The organism is Pseudomonas sp. RL, from assembly GCF_000647775.1.
In the GTDB taxonomy this organism is placed as follows: Bacteria; Pseudomonadota; Gammaproteobacteria; order Pseudomonadales; family Pseudomonadaceae; genus Serpens; species Serpens flexibilis.
In genome coordinates, this window is record NZ_JBOY01000032.1 from 1 (window position 1) to 16,007 (window position 16,007).

Consider the following 16,007-nt stretch of genomic DNA (forward strand, 5'->3'; position numbering starts at 1 on the left):
CTCCGACGACTGGCACCGTGCCCACCTGTACAACCCGCGCAACGTCGTGCCCGAATCGAAGATGCCCTCCTACCCCTGGCTGGTGGAGAACCGTCTCGATGGCAAGGACACCGCCACCAAGATGGAAGCACTGCGCACCCTGGGTGTGCCGTACACCGACGAGGACATCGCAGGCGCCAAGGCAGCCGTGAAGGGCAAGACCGAAATGGACGCCCTGGTGGCCTACCTGCAAGTGCTCGGCACCTCCCTCTCGAACAAACGGTAACGCACTATGGATATCGGACTCATTCGCGGCCTGGGCACCCTGGTCGTCTTCATCGCCTTCATCGGCGTGGTTCTCTGGGCTTACAACAGCAAGCGCAGGAAGAGCTTCGACGAAGCGGCCAACCTGCCCTTCGCCGACGAAGAGTCCGAACCCAAGAAGCGCGACGAAGAAGCTTCCCGGAGTAACAAAGAATGACCAGTTTCTGGAGTTGGTACATCAGCATCCTCAGCCTCGGCACCATCGCCGCGCTGACCTGGCTGCTGTTCGCCACCCGCAAGGGCCAGCGCCCCGACAACGTCGAGGAAACCACCGGCCACAGCTACGATGGCATCGAAGAGTACGACAACCCGCTGCCGCGCTGGTGGTTCATGCTGTTCGTGGCCACCATCATCTTCGCCCTGGGCTATCTAGTGCTCTACCCGGGCCTGGGCAACTACAAGGGCATCCTGCCCGGCTATGAAGATGGCTGGACCGGCGTGAACCAGTGGAAGAAGGAAATGGCCAAGGCCGACGAGCAATACGGCCCGCTGTTCGCCAAGTACGCCGCCATGCCGCTGGAGGAAGTCGCCCAGGACGAGCAGGCCCTGAAGATGGGCAGCCGCCTGTTCGCCTCCAACTGCTCGGTGTGCCATGGCTCCGACGCCAAGGGCTCCTATGGCTTCCCGAATCTCACCGACAACGACTGGCTGTACGGTGGTGATCCGGAAACCATCAAGACCACCATCCTGCACGGCCGCCAGGCCGCAATGCCGGCCTGGAAAGACGTGATCGGCGAAGAAGGCGTCAAGAACGCCGCCGCCTACGTGCGCAGCCTGGCCGACCTGAAGCAGCCGGAAGGAATCGCCGTGGACCTTGCCGCAGGTCAAAAGATCTACCAGACCAATTGCGCAGTATGTCACGGCCCCGACGGCAAGGGCTTGCAGGCCATGGGCGCTCCGAACCTGACCGACCGCGTATGGTTGTACGGTTCCAGCTTCGCCCAGGTCCAGCAGAGCATCCGTCACGGTCGTAACGGCCAGATGCCCGCTCAGGAAGCCTTCCTGGGCAATGACAAGGTGCACCTGCTGGCCGCCTACGTGTACAGCCTGTCGCAGCAAGCTGCTGACGCTCAATAAGAAAAATACTTTCGGTGCGACCCGGGGTCGCACCGAAAGCGCATACATCAGGCGTACCATTGGCAGCAGGCCAAATGATTCCATCCGACAACGCATCGGCTGGAGCCCCACCCCGCAAAGTGGTACCTGATGATGAGTGAGCAGATCCCCGTTCGTGACGTGACACCCGCCAAAGGTGAAAACGTCGACCTCTACGCCAAACGCGAGAAGATCTACACCCGAGCGTTCACCGGCGTGTTCCGCAACATCCGCCGCTTCGGCGGTGCGTTCCTCTTCATTCTGTTCTTCGGCACGGTCTGGCTGAACTGGGATGGTCGTCAGGCCGTCTGGTGGGACCTGCCCGAGCGCAAGTTCCACGTCTTCGGTGCCACCTTCTGGCCCCAGGACTTCATGCTGCTGTCGTGGCTGCTGATCATCTGTGCCTTCGGCCTGTTCTTCATCACCGTGTTCGCCGGCCGCGTCTGGTGCGGCTACACCTGCCCGCAGAGCGTGTTCACCTGGGTGTACATGTGGGCGGAAAAGGTCACCGAGGGCGACCGCAACCAGCGCATGAAGCTGGACAAGGCGCCGATGAGCGCCAACAAGCTGCTGCGCAAGGTGGCCAAGCACGCCATCTGGGTGGCCGTCGCCGTGCTGGTGGCCATCACCTTCGTCGGCTACTTCACCCCGATCCGCCAACTGGTTCCCGATCTGCTCAGCCTCAACGTCGACGGCTGGGCCGCCTTCTGGATCGGCTTCTTCACCCTGGCCACCTACGGCAGCGCCGGCTTCCTGCGCGAGCAGGTGTGTATCTACATGTGCCCCTACGCCCGCTTCCAGAGCGTGATGTTCGACAAGGACACGCTGATCGTTTCCTACGACGCCAACCGTGGCGAAAAGCGTGGTCCGCGCAAGAAGGGCGCCGATTATCAGGCCCAGGGCCTGGGTGACTGCATCGATTGCACGGTATGCGTGCAGGTCTGCCCGACCGGCATCGACATCCGCAACGGCCTGCAGATCGAGTGCATCAGTTGCGCGGCCTGCATCGACGCCTGCGACAGCATCATGGACAAGATGGGCTACCCGCGTGGCCTGATCAGTTACACCACCGAGCACAACCTGTCCGGGCAGAAGACGCATCTGCTGCGTCCGCGCCTGGTCGGCTATGCCGTGGCACTGCTGGTCATGATGGGCCTGTTCTCCTGGGCGCTCACCGCCCGCCCGCTGGTGCAGATCGACGTCCTCAAGGACCGCGTGCTGTACCGCGAGAACGAGGAAGGCAACATCGAGAACGTCTACACCCTGAAGATCATGAACAAGGCGCAGGTCGACAAATCCTTCGTGATCGAAGTCGACGGCCTGCCGGGCCTGGCGTTCGAGGGTCGCCAGCAAGTGCAGGTGGCCGCCGGAGAGGTGCTGTCCATCCCCGCCGAGCTGTCCATCGAACCGGAGAAGCTGCCGTCCAGCACCAACAACATCGTCTTCCGCGTCAAGGCAACGGACGATCAGACCATCCACAACGAGGCCGAGAGCCGTTTCATCGGCCCGACCATTCGCTAAGTAAGGTTCCGCATGCAGTCGAAAACCGAAAGTCGTTGGTACCAGGAGTTCTGGGCCTGGTTCGTCATTGCCATCCTGGCGTTCGCCGTGGTTCTGGGTCTCGGCCTGCTGACCTTCGCGACGATGAACCCCGACGTCCCGGTGGTGGCCAACTACTACGACGTCGGCAAGGGCATCAATGCCTCGCTGGAGCGTGAAAAGCTGGCCAAGAAGCTGAACCTCTCGGCCACCCTGACCCTGGACGACGAGACCGGTACCGCCAACCTGCAGCTGGTGGGCTTCAGCAACCCGCAGCAGCTGGAACTGAACCTGATCTCGCCGACCCAGGCCGAAAAGGATCGCCGCGTCATCCTGCAACCGAAGGGTGACGGCCTCTACCAGGGCTTCCTGCAGGACAGCGTGTCCGGCCGCCGCTTCGTCGAGCTGCTGGGTCAGGAAGGTGGCCAACCCTGGCGCCTGTATGTGGAGAAGGAAGTGATCCCGGGACAACCGCTCACGCTGGAAAACTGATTCCGCCCCGATGAGCAGTCCCGTTCCCTGCTTCCACTGCGGCTTGCCGGTTCCCGCCGGCAGCCGCTTTGTCGCGCCCGTTCTGGGCGAAAGCCGCGAATTCTGCTGTCCGGGCTGCCAGGCGGTGGCCGAAGCCATCGTTGGCGGCGGCCTGGAGAGCTACTACCGCCACCGCAGCGAACCCTCGGCCAACCCCGAAGCGCTGCCCCAGGTGCTCACCGACGAACTGGCGCTCTACGACCGCGCCGAGGTGCAGCAGCCCTTCGTGCAGCACGAAGGCGAGCTGGCGGAAACCACCCTGCTGGTCGAAGGCATCAGCTGCGCCGCCTGCGGCTGGCTGATCGAGAAACACCTGCGCGGCCTGCCGGCGGTGGCCGAGGCGCGCCTGAACCTCTCCAACCATCGCCTGCAGGTACGCTGGTCCGACAGCCAGGTGCCGCTCAGCGAACTGCTGCAGAGCCTGCGGCGCATCGGCTACGCGGCCCACCCCTACCGTCCCGACCGCGCGGCCGAGACGCTGGCCGAGGAAAACCGCCGCGCCCTCAAGCAGATCGGCGTGGCCGGCCTGCTGTGGTTCCAGGTGATGATGGCCACCATGGCCACCTGGCCGGAGTTCAACCTCGACCTGTCGCACAGCTTCCATGTGATCCTGCGCTGGACCGCGCTGATCCTCACCACCCCGATTGTCTTCTACTGCTGCGGCCAGTTCTTCCGTGGCGCGCTGCGCGACCTGCGCACGCGGCACCTGACCATGGATGTCTCGGTATCGCTGGCCATCGGCGGCGCCTACCTGGCCGGCATCTGGTCGACGCTGACCGGCGAAGGCGAACTCTATTTCGATGCCGTGGGCATGTTCGCCCTGTTCCTGCTCGCCGGCCGCTACCTGGAACGCCGCGCCCGCGAGCGCACGGCGGCGGCCACCGCGCAACTGGTCAACCTGCTGCCGGCGTCCTGCCTGCGCCTGGATGAACAGGATCAGTCGCAGCGCATCCTGCTCAGCGAGCTGCGCATCGGCGACCGCGTGCAGGTACAACCCGGCGCTCTGCTGCCCGCCGACGGACGCATCCTCAGCGGCCAGTCGAGCGTTGACGAATCCCTGCTCACCGGCGAATACCTGCCGCAGCCGCGCGGCGTCGGCGACAGTGTCACCGCCGGCACCCTGAACGTCGAAGGCCCGCTGACCGTCGAAGTGCAGGCGCTAGGCGACGACACTCGGCTGTCCGCCATCGTGCGCCTGCTGGAGCGCGCGCAGAGCGAGAAACCGCGCCTGGCCGAACTGGCCGACCAGGTCGCCCACTGGTTCCTGATCGGCGTGCTGCTGGCGGCCGCCGTGGTCGGCCTGGTCTGGTGGCAAATCGACAGTGACCGGGCCTTCTGGATCGTGCTGGCCCTGCTGGTCGCCACCTGCCCGTGCGCCCTTTCGCTGGCCACGCCGACCGCCCTCACCGCCGCCACCGGCAGCCTGCACAAGCTCGGTCTGCTGCTCACCCGGGGCCACGTGCTGGAAGGGCTGAACCAGATCGACACGGTGATCTTCGACAAGACCGGTACGCTGACCGAGGGGCGCCTGACCCTGCGCGGCATCCACCCGCTGCGCGAGCTGGATGCCGACCAGTGCCTGGCGCTGGCCGCCGCCCTGGAGAACCGCTCCGAACACCCCATCGCCAAAGCTTTCGGCCGCGCCGCCCAGGCCGCCGAGCAGGTCGACAGCCACCCCGGACTGGGCCTGGAAGGCGTGGTCGAACAGCGCCGCCTGCGCATCGGCCAGCCGGATTTCGTCAGCGCCCTCGCCGGCCAGCCCGCGCCGGCGATTCCTGGCGACCACGGCCAGTGGCTGCTGCTCGGTGACGAACAGGGCCCGCTGGCCTGGCTGGTGCTGGATGATCGCCTGCGCGACGATGCTCCGGCCCTGCTGGACGCTTGCCGCGCCCGCGGCTGGCGCATCCTGCTGCTGTCCGGCGACAGCTCGCCGATGGTCGGCGAGATCGCCCGCCAGCTCGGCATCGAGGACGCCCGTGGCGGCTTGACGCCGGACGACAAGCTCGCCGTGCTCAAACAGCTGCATGCCGAAGGCCGCAAGGTACTGATGCTGGGCGATGGGGTGAACGACGTGCCGGTGCTGGCCGCCGCCGACATCAGCGTGGCCATGGGCTCGGCCACCGACCTGGCCAAGACCAGCGCCGACGCGGTGCTGCTGTCCAACCGCCTGGACAGCCTGACCCGCGCCCTACCCGTGGCGCGCCGCACCCGGCGGATCATCATCGAGAACCTCAGCTGGGCAATGCTGTACAACGGCCTTATCCTGCCCTTCGCCGCCGTCGGCTGGGTCACGCCGGCGTGGGCCGCGCTGGGCATGTCCATCAGCTCGCTGCTGGTGGTGGTCAACGCCCTGCGCCTGGCCCGCCTGCCTGCCGAAGCTGCCCACTGAGCGCTCTCTACCGGAGGTATCCCATGGCCGCCCTGTACTACATGATTCCCGTGGCCGTCATCGTGGTCGGCCTGGCCATCTGGCTGTTCTTCTGGGCCGTCAACAGCGGCCAGTACGACGACCTGGACAGCCCGGCCCACAGCATCCTGTTCGACGATGACGACCCCAACCACAAGGCCGGGGTCGAGAAGGCGGATCAGGATGCCGGCAAGGATCAGGACAAGCCCAGTGCCTGAACTCGCGCCGCAACTGATTTCCGCATTCATCCTCGGCCTGCTGGGCGGTGGGCACTGCCTGGGCATGTGTGGCGGCCTGATGGGCGCGCTGACCCTGGCCATCCCGCCGGAACAGCGCGGCCGCCGCCTGCAACTGCTGCTGGGCTACAACCTCGGTCGCGTCCTCAGCTACGCCGCTGCCGGCCTGCTGCTCGGCCTGGGCGGTTGGGCGCTGGCCAACAGCCCGGCGGCCACCGCCATGCGCGTGGTCGCCGCGCTGCTGCTGGTCGCCATGGGCCTGTACCTGGCCGGCTGGTGGAGCGGGCTGACGCGTATCGAGGCGCTGGGCAAGGGCCTCTGGCGTTTCATCCAGCCGCTGACCCGGCGCTTCATGCCGGTGCATGGCCTGCCGCAGGCGCTGACGCTGGGCGCCCTGTGGGGCTGGCTGCCCTGCGGGCTGGTGTATAGCACCCTGCTGTGGGCGGCCAGCCAGGGCGATGCCCTGGACAGCGCGCTGCTGATGCTCGCCTTCGGCCTGGGCACCTGGCCGGTGCTGCTGGCCACCGGCCTGGCCGCGGAGCGCATCACCGCCCTGCTGCGCCGCCGTGGCGTGCGCATCGCCGGCGGCCTGCTGGTCATCCTGTTTGGCCTGTGGACCCTGCCCGGACCGCACCAGGACTGGCTGATGGGCCATGGCGGCCAGCATCAGCAGCACGCGCCGGCCCGGTAGGGCGACACGACAGTTGCGGTCCTACCGCACCTACAACAGCCAGTCGATCGGCAGCCAGGACAGCACCCGCACTGCGGCACGCTTGAGTAGGCCGCTGTTCGGCTCCCGGGTATAGACCCGCTGTTGCGGCCCCGCCTGCTCCTGCCAGTACAGCCGTCCCGCCTCGTCGAGCCGGACCCGGTAGGCATTGGCGGGCACCGCCTGTTCGAAGGCCGAACGGATCTGCTCCGCCAGACGTGGACTATCAATCACCAGACCCAGCTCGGTGTTGAGGTGGCTTGAGCGCGGATCGAAGTTGAACGAACCGACAAACAGCCGCTGCCCGTCCACCGCAAAGGTCTTGGCATGCAGGCTGGAGCCTGAGCTACCGAAGGGCCCGCCTTTCGGCGGCGGCTCGTGGTCCGGGGCAGTACGACGCATCTCGTACAGCTCCACGCCGGCCTGCAACAGCGCCTTGCGCCATTTGGCGTAGCCGGCGTGCACCGGCGCCACGTCGGTGGCATCCAGCGAGTTGGTCAGCACCCGCACATCGATGCCCTGCGCCGCCATCGCCGCAAACGCCTCCACGCCACTGCGGGTCGGAACGAAATAAGGCGACACCAGCTGAAGATGCTGCTGGGGCGTACCGAGGATTTCCTTCAACTGGTGCGGCAAGAGCGCCTCGCGGGGCGCCAGGCCGAGCCCCTTGGCCGGGTCGTCGCTGACCAGCCGCACCGGCACCCATTCCAGGTCCAGGCGTTGCTCGAACAGCCGGCGGATGAAGTCACTGTTGCGCACCGCCTCGACATACATCGCAGCGGCCGGATCGCGCTCGATCAGCGACGCCTGCTCGACCAGCTCGCGCAGATGCGTGGGATCCACGGCGGGCAGCAAGCCAGCCACCGGGTAGCTGGAATCGCTGGCCCAGTAGCGGTCGAAATCGTCCGACACCGCCTTGACCACCGGTCCGACGGCCAGTACGTCGAGATCGGCGAACAGCACCCCGTCGGTAGCACCGAAATATTCGTCGCCGACGTTGCGCCCGCCGAGGACCGTCGCCTGGTTGTCGGCGGTGAACGACTTGTTGTGCATGCGCCGGTTGGCGCGTGAAAAATCGGTCAGCAAGCCCAATAGCCGTACCTTGCGCTGCACATACGGATTGAACAGCCGCACCTCCATGTTGGGGTGCGCATCCAGAGCCGCCAGGGCCGCATCCAGGCCGCGGGTGTTGTTGTCGTCCAGCAGCAGGCGCACCCGCACACCCCGTTCGGCCGCCTCGTGCAGCGCCTCGAACAGCAGCGTGCCGGTCATGTCCTGACGCCAGATGTAATACTGCACGTCGAGGGTGCGCTGGGCAGTGCGGGCCAGCAGCACCCGGGCGGCGAAGGCGTCCTGGGCGTCGGCCAGCGTCCAGATGCCGTTCAGTCCGGGATGGGCCGCCAGTTCCGGGGCCAGCGCCCGGCCCAGCGCAGTGCCGGCCGATTCCTCTTCGCCCAGCGCCTGTGACGCGGTACGCGTCTCCAGGGTCGGCAGGCCGCCACACCCGCAGAGCAGCAGGGCGCACATGCCCGGCAACCACCCGCGGCGCCATGCGGTTCCCACCTGTTTGTTCACAGCAGTACCTCCAGTGCCCAACCGGCCAGGCCGCAGCCCAGCACCAGCAGCCAGGGCGGCAGTTTCCACACCATCAGCGCCAGCAAGGCCGCCAGCGCCAGAGCCAGGTCGGCCGGGCCGAGGATGGCGCTGGTCCAGACCGGATCGTAGAGCGCCGCCAGCAGCACGCCGACCACGGCGGCGTTCACCCCCTGCAGCGCCGCCCCGGTATGCCGGTTGGCGCGCAGGCGCTCCCAGAACGGCAATGCGCCGATCACCAGCAGGAAGGACGGCGCAAACACCGCCACCAGACACAGCAACCCGCCCAGCCAGCCGGTCGGCGGCTGCTCCATGGCCGCGCCCAGAAATGCCGCAAAGGTGAACAGCGGACCGGGCACCGCCTGGGTGGCACCATAGCCGGCCAGAAAGGCCTCGCTGCCCACCCAGCCGCTGCCGACCACCTCGGCCTGCAGCAGTGGCAGCACCACATGACCACCGCCGAACACCAGCGCGCCGGCCCGGTAGAAGGCATCGACGCGCTGTAGCCAGGGCAGCGGCCACAGCTGCGCCAGCAGCGGCAGCGCCAGCAGCAGCACGAAGAACAATGCGAGCAGGAAAACCGCCGTGCGCCGGCTAACCAGAATGCCCAGCGGTTGATGCGCCTCGGCCGAATCGGGCTTGAACAGCAGCAGGCCGAGCAGCCCCGCCAGCAGAATCACCGTGACCTGCCCAAGCGCCGAAGACCACAGCAACAGCACCACCGCCGCGCCGAGCATCAGCGCCAGGCGCACGCGGTCCGTGCAGAACACCCGCGCCATGCCCCACACCGCCTGGGCCACCACCGCCACCGCCACCACCTTGAGCCCGTGCAACAGCCCGCTCGGCAGCACACTGCCCCACACCGCCAGGCCCAGGGCAAACAGGATCAGCAGCAGCGCCGAAGGCAGGGTGAAGCCCGCCCAGGCGGCCAGCGCCCCGCGATATCCCGCCCGCGCCAGCCCGACGGCGATGCCCACCTGGCTGCTGGCCGGACCGGGCAGGAACTGGCAGAGGGCGACCAGATCGGCGTAACCGCGTTCGCTCAACCACTGACGCCGCCGCACGAACTCCGCATGAAAGTAGCCCAGATGAGCAACCGGACCACCGAAGGAGGTGAGCCCCAGGCGCAGAAACACCTTGAACACGGTCCACCAGGTATCGGACCGGGCCGTTTCGCTCGACTGCATCGACAGGCTCCCTTGTAAGACGGCGGCATCATAGGCCAGCGCGGACTTGATGGAGATCATGCCCAAAACCGGCGGGCGGCAGCAGACTACGCAGCACTTCCCCACCCGCCGGCGCTTGACCTTGCCACGGTGGCAAGGACGAGGATAACGCCCCGGCATTGCACTTTGAGGTATTTTCCATGACTGCTATCGAACTGATGGTTGAAGGCATGACCTGCGGCAACTGCGCCAAGCACGTCGACGAGGCCCTGCGCCCGCTGGCCGGGGTGCAGAACGTCGAGGTCGATCTGGCCGGTGGTCGCGTACGCATCACCGGTGACGCAGACAGCGCCGCGCTGATCGCCGCGCTCGACGATGCCGGTTATCCGGCCCGCCTGGCCGGCGGCCGCAAGAGCGGCGGCAGCTGCTGTGGCGGCTGCTGCGGCTGATCTATCCATTTCGTTTAATCGGGGATTTTTCCATGCGTCAACGCTTCTCCCGTAGCCTGCGCCTCGGCGCCCTGACCACCCTGCTGCTCCTTGGCGGTTGTCAGGAGGAGGCCGTGGTCGATCAACTGGTCATCGACGTCCATCGCGACGCCAACTGCGGCTGCTGCAAGGACTGGATCGCCCACCTCGAGGACAACGGTTTCACGGTACGCGACCACGTCGAGCCCGACATGGTGGCGGTGAAGATGAAGCATGGCGTGCCCCCGCGCCTCGCCTCCTGCCACACCGCGCTGATCGACGGCCGCTTCGTGGAAGGCCATGTGCCGGCCGAGCAGGTGCTGGAGTTGCGCAAGCGCCCCGACCTGCGCGGCCTGGCCGTCCCCGGCATGCCGATCGGCTCGCCGGGCATGGAAATGGGCGGCCGCCAGGACGCCTACGAGGTCATCGGCCTGGCCCGCAATGGCCGCGAGGAAGTGGTCGCCCGCTACCCGGGCAACTGACCCTCTCCCGCGTTTCGCTTCGGGTGCGCAGGCGCTAAGCTGCGCACCCTCTCCTCTTCGTGCGACACGACGATGCAGCGCTTTCCCATCCATTACATCGAGCCGGTGTTCCGTCCGCCCAGCGAGGCCCACTCGCTGATCCTGCCGGTCACCAATGGCTGCTCCTGGAACCAATGCACCTACTGCGAGATGTACACGGCGCCGCAGAAGAAATTCCGCGCCCGTGACGAGCAGGAGGTGCTGGAGGAGATCCGCCGCTGCGGCGAATCCCTGATCGCCCAGCGCGTGTTCCTCGCCGACGGCGATGCCCTGGTACTGCCGACCCACCGCCTGCTGCGCATCCTGGAGGCCATTCGTACCCACCTGCCAACGGTCGAGCGGGTGACGGCCTATTGCCTGCCGCGCAATCTCAAGCGCAAGTCGGTGGCGGAGCTCGCGGCGCTGCGCGCAGCCGGTCTGGCCATGATCTATGTCGGGGCCGAATCCGGCGATGACGAGGTGCTGGCCCGTGTCAACAAGGGCGAGACCCACGACAGCACCCGGGACGCACTGCTGAAGGCCGGCGAAGCCGGCATCCAGCGCTCGGTGATGCTGCTCAACGGGCTGGGCGGCCGCAGCCTCAGCCGCCAGCACGCCCTCAACTCCGCCCGACTGATCAACGCCACCCAGCCGGAGTTCCTGGCCACCCTGGTGGTCAGTTTCCCGCAGGGCATGGAGCGCTTCCTCGCGAACTTCCCCGACTTCACGCCGCTGAACCCGCGCGAGCTGTTCGAGGAGACTGAGCGCCTGCTCGACGCCCTGGAGCTGAAGGACACCCTGTTCCGCAGCGACCACGCCTCCAATTACCTGGTCCTCAAGGGCACCCTCGGCGCCGACAAGGCGCGCCTGCTGGAACAGGTGCGCCACGCCATCCGCCAGCCCGATCAGGCGGGCCTGCGTCCGGAGTGGTTGCGCGGGCTGTAGGCAGGCGCACTCGGCTACACTGCCGCCACCAGCCACGCCCGGAAGTTCGATATGCCTGCGCCAATCCCTTTCAAGATGCTTTACGCCGGCCTGGCCTGCGCCCTGCTGTCCGGCCCCGCCAGCGCCGCCGAGCCGTATCCCGATGCCATCGCCAGCGACCCCGCCCGCCTGGGCTGGATGGTCGGCTCGCCACCGCCGCCGGAACGCCAGGTGCGTTTCGACGACGGCAGCTATTTCCGCTTTCCGCAGCTGCGCTGGAGCGTGTCGAACTTCCGGCAGCTGATGCCGACGATGAATATCTCCCGCGGGCTCGACGCACCGGCCCCGCTCGAACGCGCCCTGCGCACTGACATCGATGCGCTGACCTTCCTGCCGCTGGGCAGTGAGCAGCCGATGACCTGGGCCGACTCCCTGCTGGCCAACTACACCGACGGCATACTCGTGCTGCACAAGGGCCGGGTGGTCTACGAACGCTACTTTGGCGTGCTCACCCCGGCCGGACAGCATGGCGCCATGTCGATCACCAAGACCTTCACCGGCACCCTGGCCGCGCAGCTGGTAGCCGAGGGCACGCTGGACCCGCAGCGCAAGGTGGCCGACTACGTCCCCGAGCTGGCTCGCTCCGCCTTCGGCGACGCCACGGTGCGCCAGGTGATGGACATGACCACCGGCATCCGTTTCAGCGAGGACTACGCCGACCCCAACGCCGAAGTGTGGGCGCATGCCGCAGCCGGCAACCCGTTGCCCAAACCCGAGGGCTACCAGGGGCCACGCTCCTACTACGAATTCCTGCAGACCGTGCGCCCGGAGGGGCGGCATGGCGAAGCCTTCCACTACCGCACGGCCAATGCCGACGCGCTGGGCTGGATCATCGCCCGGGTCAGCGGCCGCTCGGTGGCGCAGCTGCTGTCGGAGCGCATCTGGAGCCGACTGGGCGCGGAGCAGGACGCCTATATCTCGGTCGATGCCTCAGGCACCCCCTTCGCCGGCGGCGGCATGAATGCCGGCCTGCGCGATCTCGCCCGCTTCGGCGAACTGATGCGCAGCGGTGGCCGCCACAACGGCCAGCAGGTCATCCCCCAGGCCGTGGTGGACGACATCCGCGCCGGGGCGAGCCGCGAGGACTTCGCCAAGGCCGGCTACGACCTGCTGCAGGGCTGGAGCTACCGCAACATGTGGTGGGTCACGCACAACCCCAACGGCGCTTTCATGGCCCGGGGCGTGTACGGCCAGGCGCTGTATATCGACCCGGCGGCGGAGATGGTGATCGCCCGCTTTGCCAGCCATCCGGTGGCGGCCAACGCCGCCAGCGACCCCACCTCGCTGCCCGCCTACGCGGCCCTGGCCAGGCACCTCATGAGCCGCTGACACCGCGTATCGACACCCTGGGTGCCGGGGGGAACGGGCGCACACTGCCCATGGTCCATGAGCTGTGCGCCCTCGCCACCTCTCGTTCACCCATGGCCGCCGTCCGGCCGAGACAAGGAGCTGCCCCGCATGTCCGACCTGAGCAAAGCCCACTGCGAAGCCTGTCGCGCCGATGCCCCACAGGTTACCGATGCCGAGCGGGCGGCCCTCCTCCAGCAACTGCCGGACTGGGGCATCCAGGATCGCAACGGTGTGATGCAGCTGGAGAAAGTCTTCCGTTTCCAGAACTTCCAGCAGGCCCTGGCGTTTACCCAGGCCGTTGGCGAGATCGCCGAGGCCGAGGGCCATCACCCGGCGCTGCTCACCGAGTGGGGCAAGGTCACCGTGACCTGGTGGACCCACAAGATCGGCGGTCTGCACCACAACGACTTCATCATGGCGGCACGTACCGAGGAGCTGGCCCGCCACGCCGCCGGGCTGCGCAATGGCATCCCGGTCTGACGCTCAGCGCATGTCGAACAGCTCGTGGTGGAAGTCCTCGGCCGACATGCCGCGTTCCACCAGTCCCTGCCTCAGGCTGTTTCCGAACGCCAGCGGGCCGCAGAACCACACATCCACGTCGCGCCAGCCGGGTACCGCCTCGCAGAGGCGTTCGGGGGTCAAGCGGCCGTCACGCTGGGACACCAGCAGGTGCAGACGCACGCCGGCCTGCCGGGCCAGCAGGCGCAACCGGGCGATGAAGGCCTCATCCGGCTCGCTGGTGCAATAGAAGAGGTCCACCGCCTGTTCGCGCCGCTGCTTGGCCAACCATTGCAAGCGCGCGATGAACGGGGTGATGCCGATACCCCCCCCGATCCAGATCTGCGCCGCCTTGCGCCCCTGGAAATCGAAGCGACCATAGGGGCCTTCCACCACCGCCTGGTCACCCAGCTTCAAGCGCTGCGGCAAGGCAGCGGTGTAATCGCCGATGGCTTTGATGAGGAAGGTCAGCAGGCCGTCTTCACGCCACGCCGAGGAGATGGTGAAGGGATGCGGGCCTTCCTGCGGATCGAAGGTGACAAAGGCGAATTGTCCGGCCTCGTGACCTGGCCAGCGGTCCTGCAGGCGCAGGGTCACACGCAGCACCCGGTTGTCCGGATGGCGCTCCAGCTCCAGCACTTCGCCCAGCACCCGCCGCCGAAGGCCGATGCGCCGGGTCAGCGACACCACTGCGGCGATACAGCCCAGCAGCATGAACAGCGCGAACAACGGAGCAAGCGGCGTCGCCCAGTATTCCGGCTTCATCAGCACCAGGCCGTGGAAGGCCAGCAGCAGGTAGACCAGTGCCAGCAACCGGTGGGTCTTGAAGAAGTAGCGGTACGGGAAACGCTTGACCAGCGCCAGCACGATCAGCACCACCGCCGCGTAGAAGGCCCACTCGCCGATGCTCTCGGCCAGGCCGCGCTGGCTATGGAACCAGCCGAGGATGCCTTCCTGCGGTGCGCCCAGGCCCTTGCGCGCCGGCTTCTCCAGCAGCCCCCAGCCCACCAGCCACTTGGGTATCTGCGCCCAGCCCCAATGAATGGCACTCAGCACCAGCGCGCTGATCCCCAGCCATTTGTGCAGCCGGTAGACCTTGTCCAGGCCACCCAGCCGCCGCTCGAGCAGCGCCGGGCGCACCGCCAGCAACATGGCCAGGCTCATGGCGCCCATGGCCAGCAGTCCTGAGAAGTTGACCAACGAAGAGCGCAGCGGAAAAAAACCGCGCGCAGCGAGGACATCATCAGCCAACCACCAGAGCAGGCTGATGACCGCGAACAGCACCCAGTAGGTGCGCTGGATAACTTTCATCTTGGAATTCCGGGTTGAACACACCACCTGCCGAGGCTACCCCCCCGGCCGGGGCCAGGACCTGTCGAAAGTCAAAGGGAGATGAAATTCCCGACGACAAGGCGGTGGTAAAGTAATGCACCCTTCGTTATGGGCGCTTCCATGGATTCGATTACCCAGGCCGTACTCGGCGCCGGCGTGCAGGCTGCCTTGCTCGGTCGCTGGCAAGGCCGCAAGGCGCTGGTGTACGGCGCGATGCTCGGCACCCTGCCGGATCTGGATGTGGTCATTGACTACGGCGACGCCGTGGCCCGGATGACCTATCACCGTGGCTTCAGCCACTCGCTGTTCGTGCTCACCGGCGCGGCGCTGCTGATCGCCTGGCTGGCGCGACGCTGGCGACCCCACCCGGGCTACTCCGGCACCCGGCTGTTCTTCACTGTCTGGCTGGTGCTCAGCACCCATACGCTGCTGGACAGCTTCACCAGCTACGGCACGCAATTGTTCTGGCCGCTGGACACTCCACCCGTGGCCTGGTCGAGCATCTTCATCATCGACCCGCTGTACACCCTGCCGCTGCTGGCCGCGGTGCTGGTCACCGGCATTTCCGGCTTCGCCGAAGGCCGCCAGCGCTGGCATTACTGGGCACTGGGGTTGTCGAGCCTGTATCTCGCCTTCACCCTGGCCGGCAAGCAGATGGCCGAAAGCCGAGTGCTACACGCGCTCGACCGGCAGGGCATCACCCCCGAACGCCTGTTCAGCACGCCGACGCCATTCAATGCGCTGCTCTGGCGGGTGCTGGTGCTCGATGGCGAGCACTATCACGAAGCGCTGGTCGGCTGGTTCGACCGGCAGCCGCCCCACCTGCAGCCCCTGCCGCGCGGCACCGCCTGGCGTACCCACCTGCAGGACTCGCCCCAGCACGCGCGCCTGGAGTGGTTCACCCAGGGGGTGCTGCGCTACGACCGCATCGATGACCAGCTGGTGGTGACTGACCTGCGTCTGGGCATGACCGGCTACCACCCGTTCCGCTTCGCCCTCGCCGAATGGCGTGACGGCGACTGGCAGCCCATCCGCTGGGTAGAACGGCAATCCAGCCTGCGGGGCGATGCCGAACGACTCGGCCAACTGCTGACCCGCATCTGGCAACCCCACACCCCGGTGCCGCTGGGCGAATGGGCGGCCGAGCTGGAGCGCTGATGCTCAGCGCAAGGCCCGCCGGTGGCGTGCCTCCCGGTCTGGGGGCGCAAGACCCGTAGGGTGGATCGCGCTTCACCGATCCACCAACGCGCAGCAAGGCGCGCCGCGCCGGGGCGAAGGTGGCCAGAACGCCGTTGGC

General features: G+C 67.1%; 17 protein-coding genes. 14 read left to right on the plus strand and 3 right to left on the minus strand.

Going from position 1 to position 16,007, the window contains the following annotated elements; genetic code table 11:
• From AS93_RS0106350 to AS93_RS0106385, 8 genes are all read left to right on the plus strand, one after another.
• The coding region (locus AS93_RS0106350; RefSeq protein WP_027589829.1) for a cbb3-type cytochrome c oxidase subunit II at positions 1–265 on the plus strand (265 nt) is incomplete at its 5' end.
• Positions 266–271: 6 nt separating this feature from the next.
• Positions 272–460, plus strand: a complete 189-nt coding sequence (locus AS93_RS0106355) for a CcoQ/FixQ family Cbb3-type cytochrome c oxidase assembly chaperone (RefSeq protein WP_027589830.1) — start codon at positions 272–274, stop codon at positions 458–460.
• Entirely contained in the window at positions 457–1,380 is a 924-nt protein-coding gene (gene ccoP, locus AS93_RS0106360; protein ID WP_027589831.1) for a cytochrome-c oxidase, cbb3-type subunit III, read from the plus strand. Before AS93_RS0106355 ends, ccoP begins: the two co-directional genes overlap by 4 nt.
• Before the next feature lie 132 nt (positions 1,381–1,512).
• Positions 1,513–2,919 carry a cytochrome c oxidase accessory protein CcoG gene (ccoG, locus tag AS93_RS0106365; RefSeq protein WP_027589832.1) on the plus strand — a complete coding sequence of 469 codons (1,407 nt, stop codon included), beginning with the start codon at positions 1,513–1,515 and terminating at the stop codon, positions 2,917–2,919.
• 12 nt (positions 2,920–2,931) lie between these two features.
• Positions 2,932–3,429 carry a FixH family protein gene (locus AS93_RS0106370; RefSeq protein ID WP_027589833.1) on the plus strand — a complete coding sequence of 166 codons (498 nt, stop codon included), beginning with the start codon at positions 2,932–2,934 and terminating at the stop codon, positions 3,427–3,429.
• A gap of 10 nt (positions 3,430–3,439) precedes the next feature.
• The gene (locus AS93_RS0106375) at positions 3,440–5,857 is read left to right on the plus strand and encodes a heavy metal translocating P-type ATPase (RefSeq protein WP_027589834.1); all 2,418 of its coding nucleotides are present in this window, start codon (positions 3,440–3,442) and stop codon (positions 5,855–5,857) included.
• Positions 5,858–5,880: 23 nt separating this feature from the next.
• Positions 5,881–6,093, plus strand: coding sequence for a cbb3-type cytochrome oxidase assembly protein CcoS (gene ccoS, locus AS93_RS0106380; protein WP_027589835.1), 213 nt, complete (start codon positions 5,881–5,883; stop codon positions 6,091–6,093).
• The gene (locus tag AS93_RS0106385) at positions 6,086–6,802 is read left to right on the plus strand and encodes a sulfite exporter TauE/SafE family protein (RefSeq protein ID WP_027589836.1); all 717 of its coding nucleotides are present in this window, start codon (positions 6,086–6,088) and stop codon (positions 6,800–6,802) included. The genes ccoS and AS93_RS0106385 overlap by 8 nt, the downstream gene beginning before the upstream one ends.
• A 30-nt stretch (positions 6,803–6,832) precedes the next feature.
• On the opposite strand, the gene AS93_RS0106390 is transcribed toward AS93_RS0106385, so the two are convergent.
• Positions 6,833–8,347 carry a phospholipase D family protein gene (locus tag AS93_RS0106390; protein ID WP_037008648.1) on the minus strand — a complete coding sequence of 505 codons (1,515 nt, stop codon included), beginning with the start codon at positions 8,345–8,347 and terminating at the stop codon, positions 6,833–6,835.
• 44 nt (positions 8,348–8,391) lie between these two features.
• Positions 8,392–9,600, minus strand: a complete 1,209-nt coding sequence (gene chrA / locus AS93_RS0106395) for a chromate efflux transporter (RefSeq protein WP_027589838.1) — start codon at positions 9,598–9,600, stop codon at positions 8,392–8,394.
• Positions 9,601–9,779: 179 nt separating this feature from the next.
• On the opposite strand from chrA, the gene AS93_RS0106400 reads away from it, so the two are divergent.
• The 5 genes from AS93_RS0106400 (at position 9,780) to AS93_RS0106420 (ending at position 13,360) form a co-directional block, all read left to right on the plus strand.
• The gene (locus AS93_RS0106400; RefSeq protein ID WP_027589839.1) at positions 9,780–10,028 is read left to right on the plus strand and encodes a heavy-metal-associated domain-containing protein; all 249 of its coding nucleotides are present in this window, start codon (positions 9,780–9,782) and stop codon (positions 10,026–10,028) included.
• A 32-nt stretch (positions 10,029–10,060) separates the two neighbouring features.
• On the plus strand, positions 10,061–10,528 hold the full coding sequence (locus tag AS93_RS0106405) for a DUF411 domain-containing protein (RefSeq protein WP_027589840.1): 468 nt from the start codon (positions 10,061–10,063) through the stop codon (positions 10,526–10,528).
• A 72-nt stretch (positions 10,529–10,600) separates the two neighbouring features.
• On the plus strand, positions 10,601–11,491 hold the full coding sequence (locus tag AS93_RS0106410; protein WP_027589841.1) for a radical SAM protein: 891 nt from the start codon (positions 10,601–10,603) through the stop codon (positions 11,489–11,491).
• Between the two features lie 75 nt (positions 11,492–11,566).
• Entirely contained in the window at positions 11,567–12,859 is a 1,293-nt protein-coding gene (locus AS93_RS0106415) for a serine hydrolase (RefSeq protein WP_027589842.1), read from the plus strand.
• A gap of 129 nt (positions 12,860–12,988) precedes the next feature.
• Complete coding sequence (locus tag AS93_RS0106420) at positions 12,989–13,360, plus strand: 4a-hydroxytetrahydrobiopterin dehydratase (protein WP_027589843.1); 372 nt, start codon at positions 12,989–12,991, stop codon at positions 13,358–13,360.
• A 3-nt stretch (positions 13,361–13,363) separates the two neighbouring features.
• On the opposite strand, the gene AS93_RS0106425 is transcribed toward AS93_RS0106420, so the two are convergent.
• Complete coding sequence (locus AS93_RS0106425; protein ID WP_027589844.1) at positions 13,364–14,689, minus strand: ferric reductase-like transmembrane domain-containing protein; 1,326 nt, start codon at positions 14,687–14,689, stop codon at positions 13,364–13,366.
• Between the two features lie 141 nt (positions 14,690–14,830).
• On the opposite strand from AS93_RS0106425, the gene AS93_RS0106430 reads away from it, so the two are divergent.
• Entirely contained in the window at positions 14,831–15,868 is a 1,038-nt protein-coding gene (locus tag AS93_RS0106430; protein WP_027589845.1) for a metal-dependent hydrolase, read from the plus strand.
• Positions 15,869–16,007 lie beyond the last annotated feature (139 nt).

Coding starts and splice junctions, on each gene's coding strand:
- AS93_RS0106355 (WP_027589830.1), top strand. CDS start 272: ATGGATATCGGACTCATTCGCGGCCTGGGCACCCTGGTCGTCTTCATC.
- ccoP (WP_027589831.1), top strand. CDS start 457: ATGACCAGTTTCTGGAGTTGGTACATCAGCATCCTCAGCCTCGGCACC.
- ccoG (WP_027589832.1), top strand. CDS start 1,513: ATGAGTGAGCAGATCCCCGTTCGTGACGTGACACCCGCCAAAGGTGAA.
- AS93_RS0106370 (WP_027589833.1), top strand. CDS start 2,932: ATGCAGTCGAAAACCGAAAGTCGTTGGTACCAGGAGTTCTGGGCCTGG.
- AS93_RS0106375 (WP_027589834.1), top strand. CDS start 3,440: ATGAGCAGTCCCGTTCCCTGCTTCCACTGCGGCTTGCCGGTTCCCGCC.
- ccoS (WP_027589835.1), top strand. CDS start 5,881: ATGGCCGCCCTGTACTACATGATTCCCGTGGCCGTCATCGTGGTCGGC.
- AS93_RS0106390 (WP_037008648.1), bottom strand. CDS start 8,347: ATGTGCGCCCTGCTGCTCTGCGGGTGTGGCGGCCTGCCGACCCTGGAG.
- chrA (WP_027589838.1), bottom strand. CDS start 9,600: ATGCAGTCGAGCGAAACGGCCCGGTCCGATACCTGGTGGACCGTGTTC.
- AS93_RS0106400 (WP_027589839.1), top strand. CDS start 9,780: ATGACTGCTATCGAACTGATGGTTGAAGGCATGACCTGCGGCAACTGC.
- AS93_RS0106405 (WP_027589840.1), top strand. CDS start 10,061: ATGCGTCAACGCTTCTCCCGTAGCCTGCGCCTCGGCGCCCTGACCACC.
- AS93_RS0106410 (WP_027589841.1), top strand. CDS start 10,601: ATGCAGCGCTTTCCCATCCATTACATCGAGCCGGTGTTCCGTCCGCCC.
- AS93_RS0106415 (WP_027589842.1), top strand. CDS start 11,567: ATGCTTTACGCCGGCCTGGCCTGCGCCCTGCTGTCCGGCCCCGCCAGC.
- AS93_RS0106420 (WP_027589843.1), top strand. CDS start 12,989: ATGTCCGACCTGAGCAAAGCCCACTGCGAAGCCTGTCGCGCCGATGCC.
- AS93_RS0106425 (WP_027589844.1), bottom strand. CDS start 14,689: ATGAAAGTTATCCAGCGCACCTACTGGGTGCTGTTCGCGGTCATCAGC.
- AS93_RS0106430 (WP_027589845.1), top strand. CDS start 14,831: ATGGATTCGATTACCCAGGCCGTACTCGGCGCCGGCGTGCAGGCTGCC.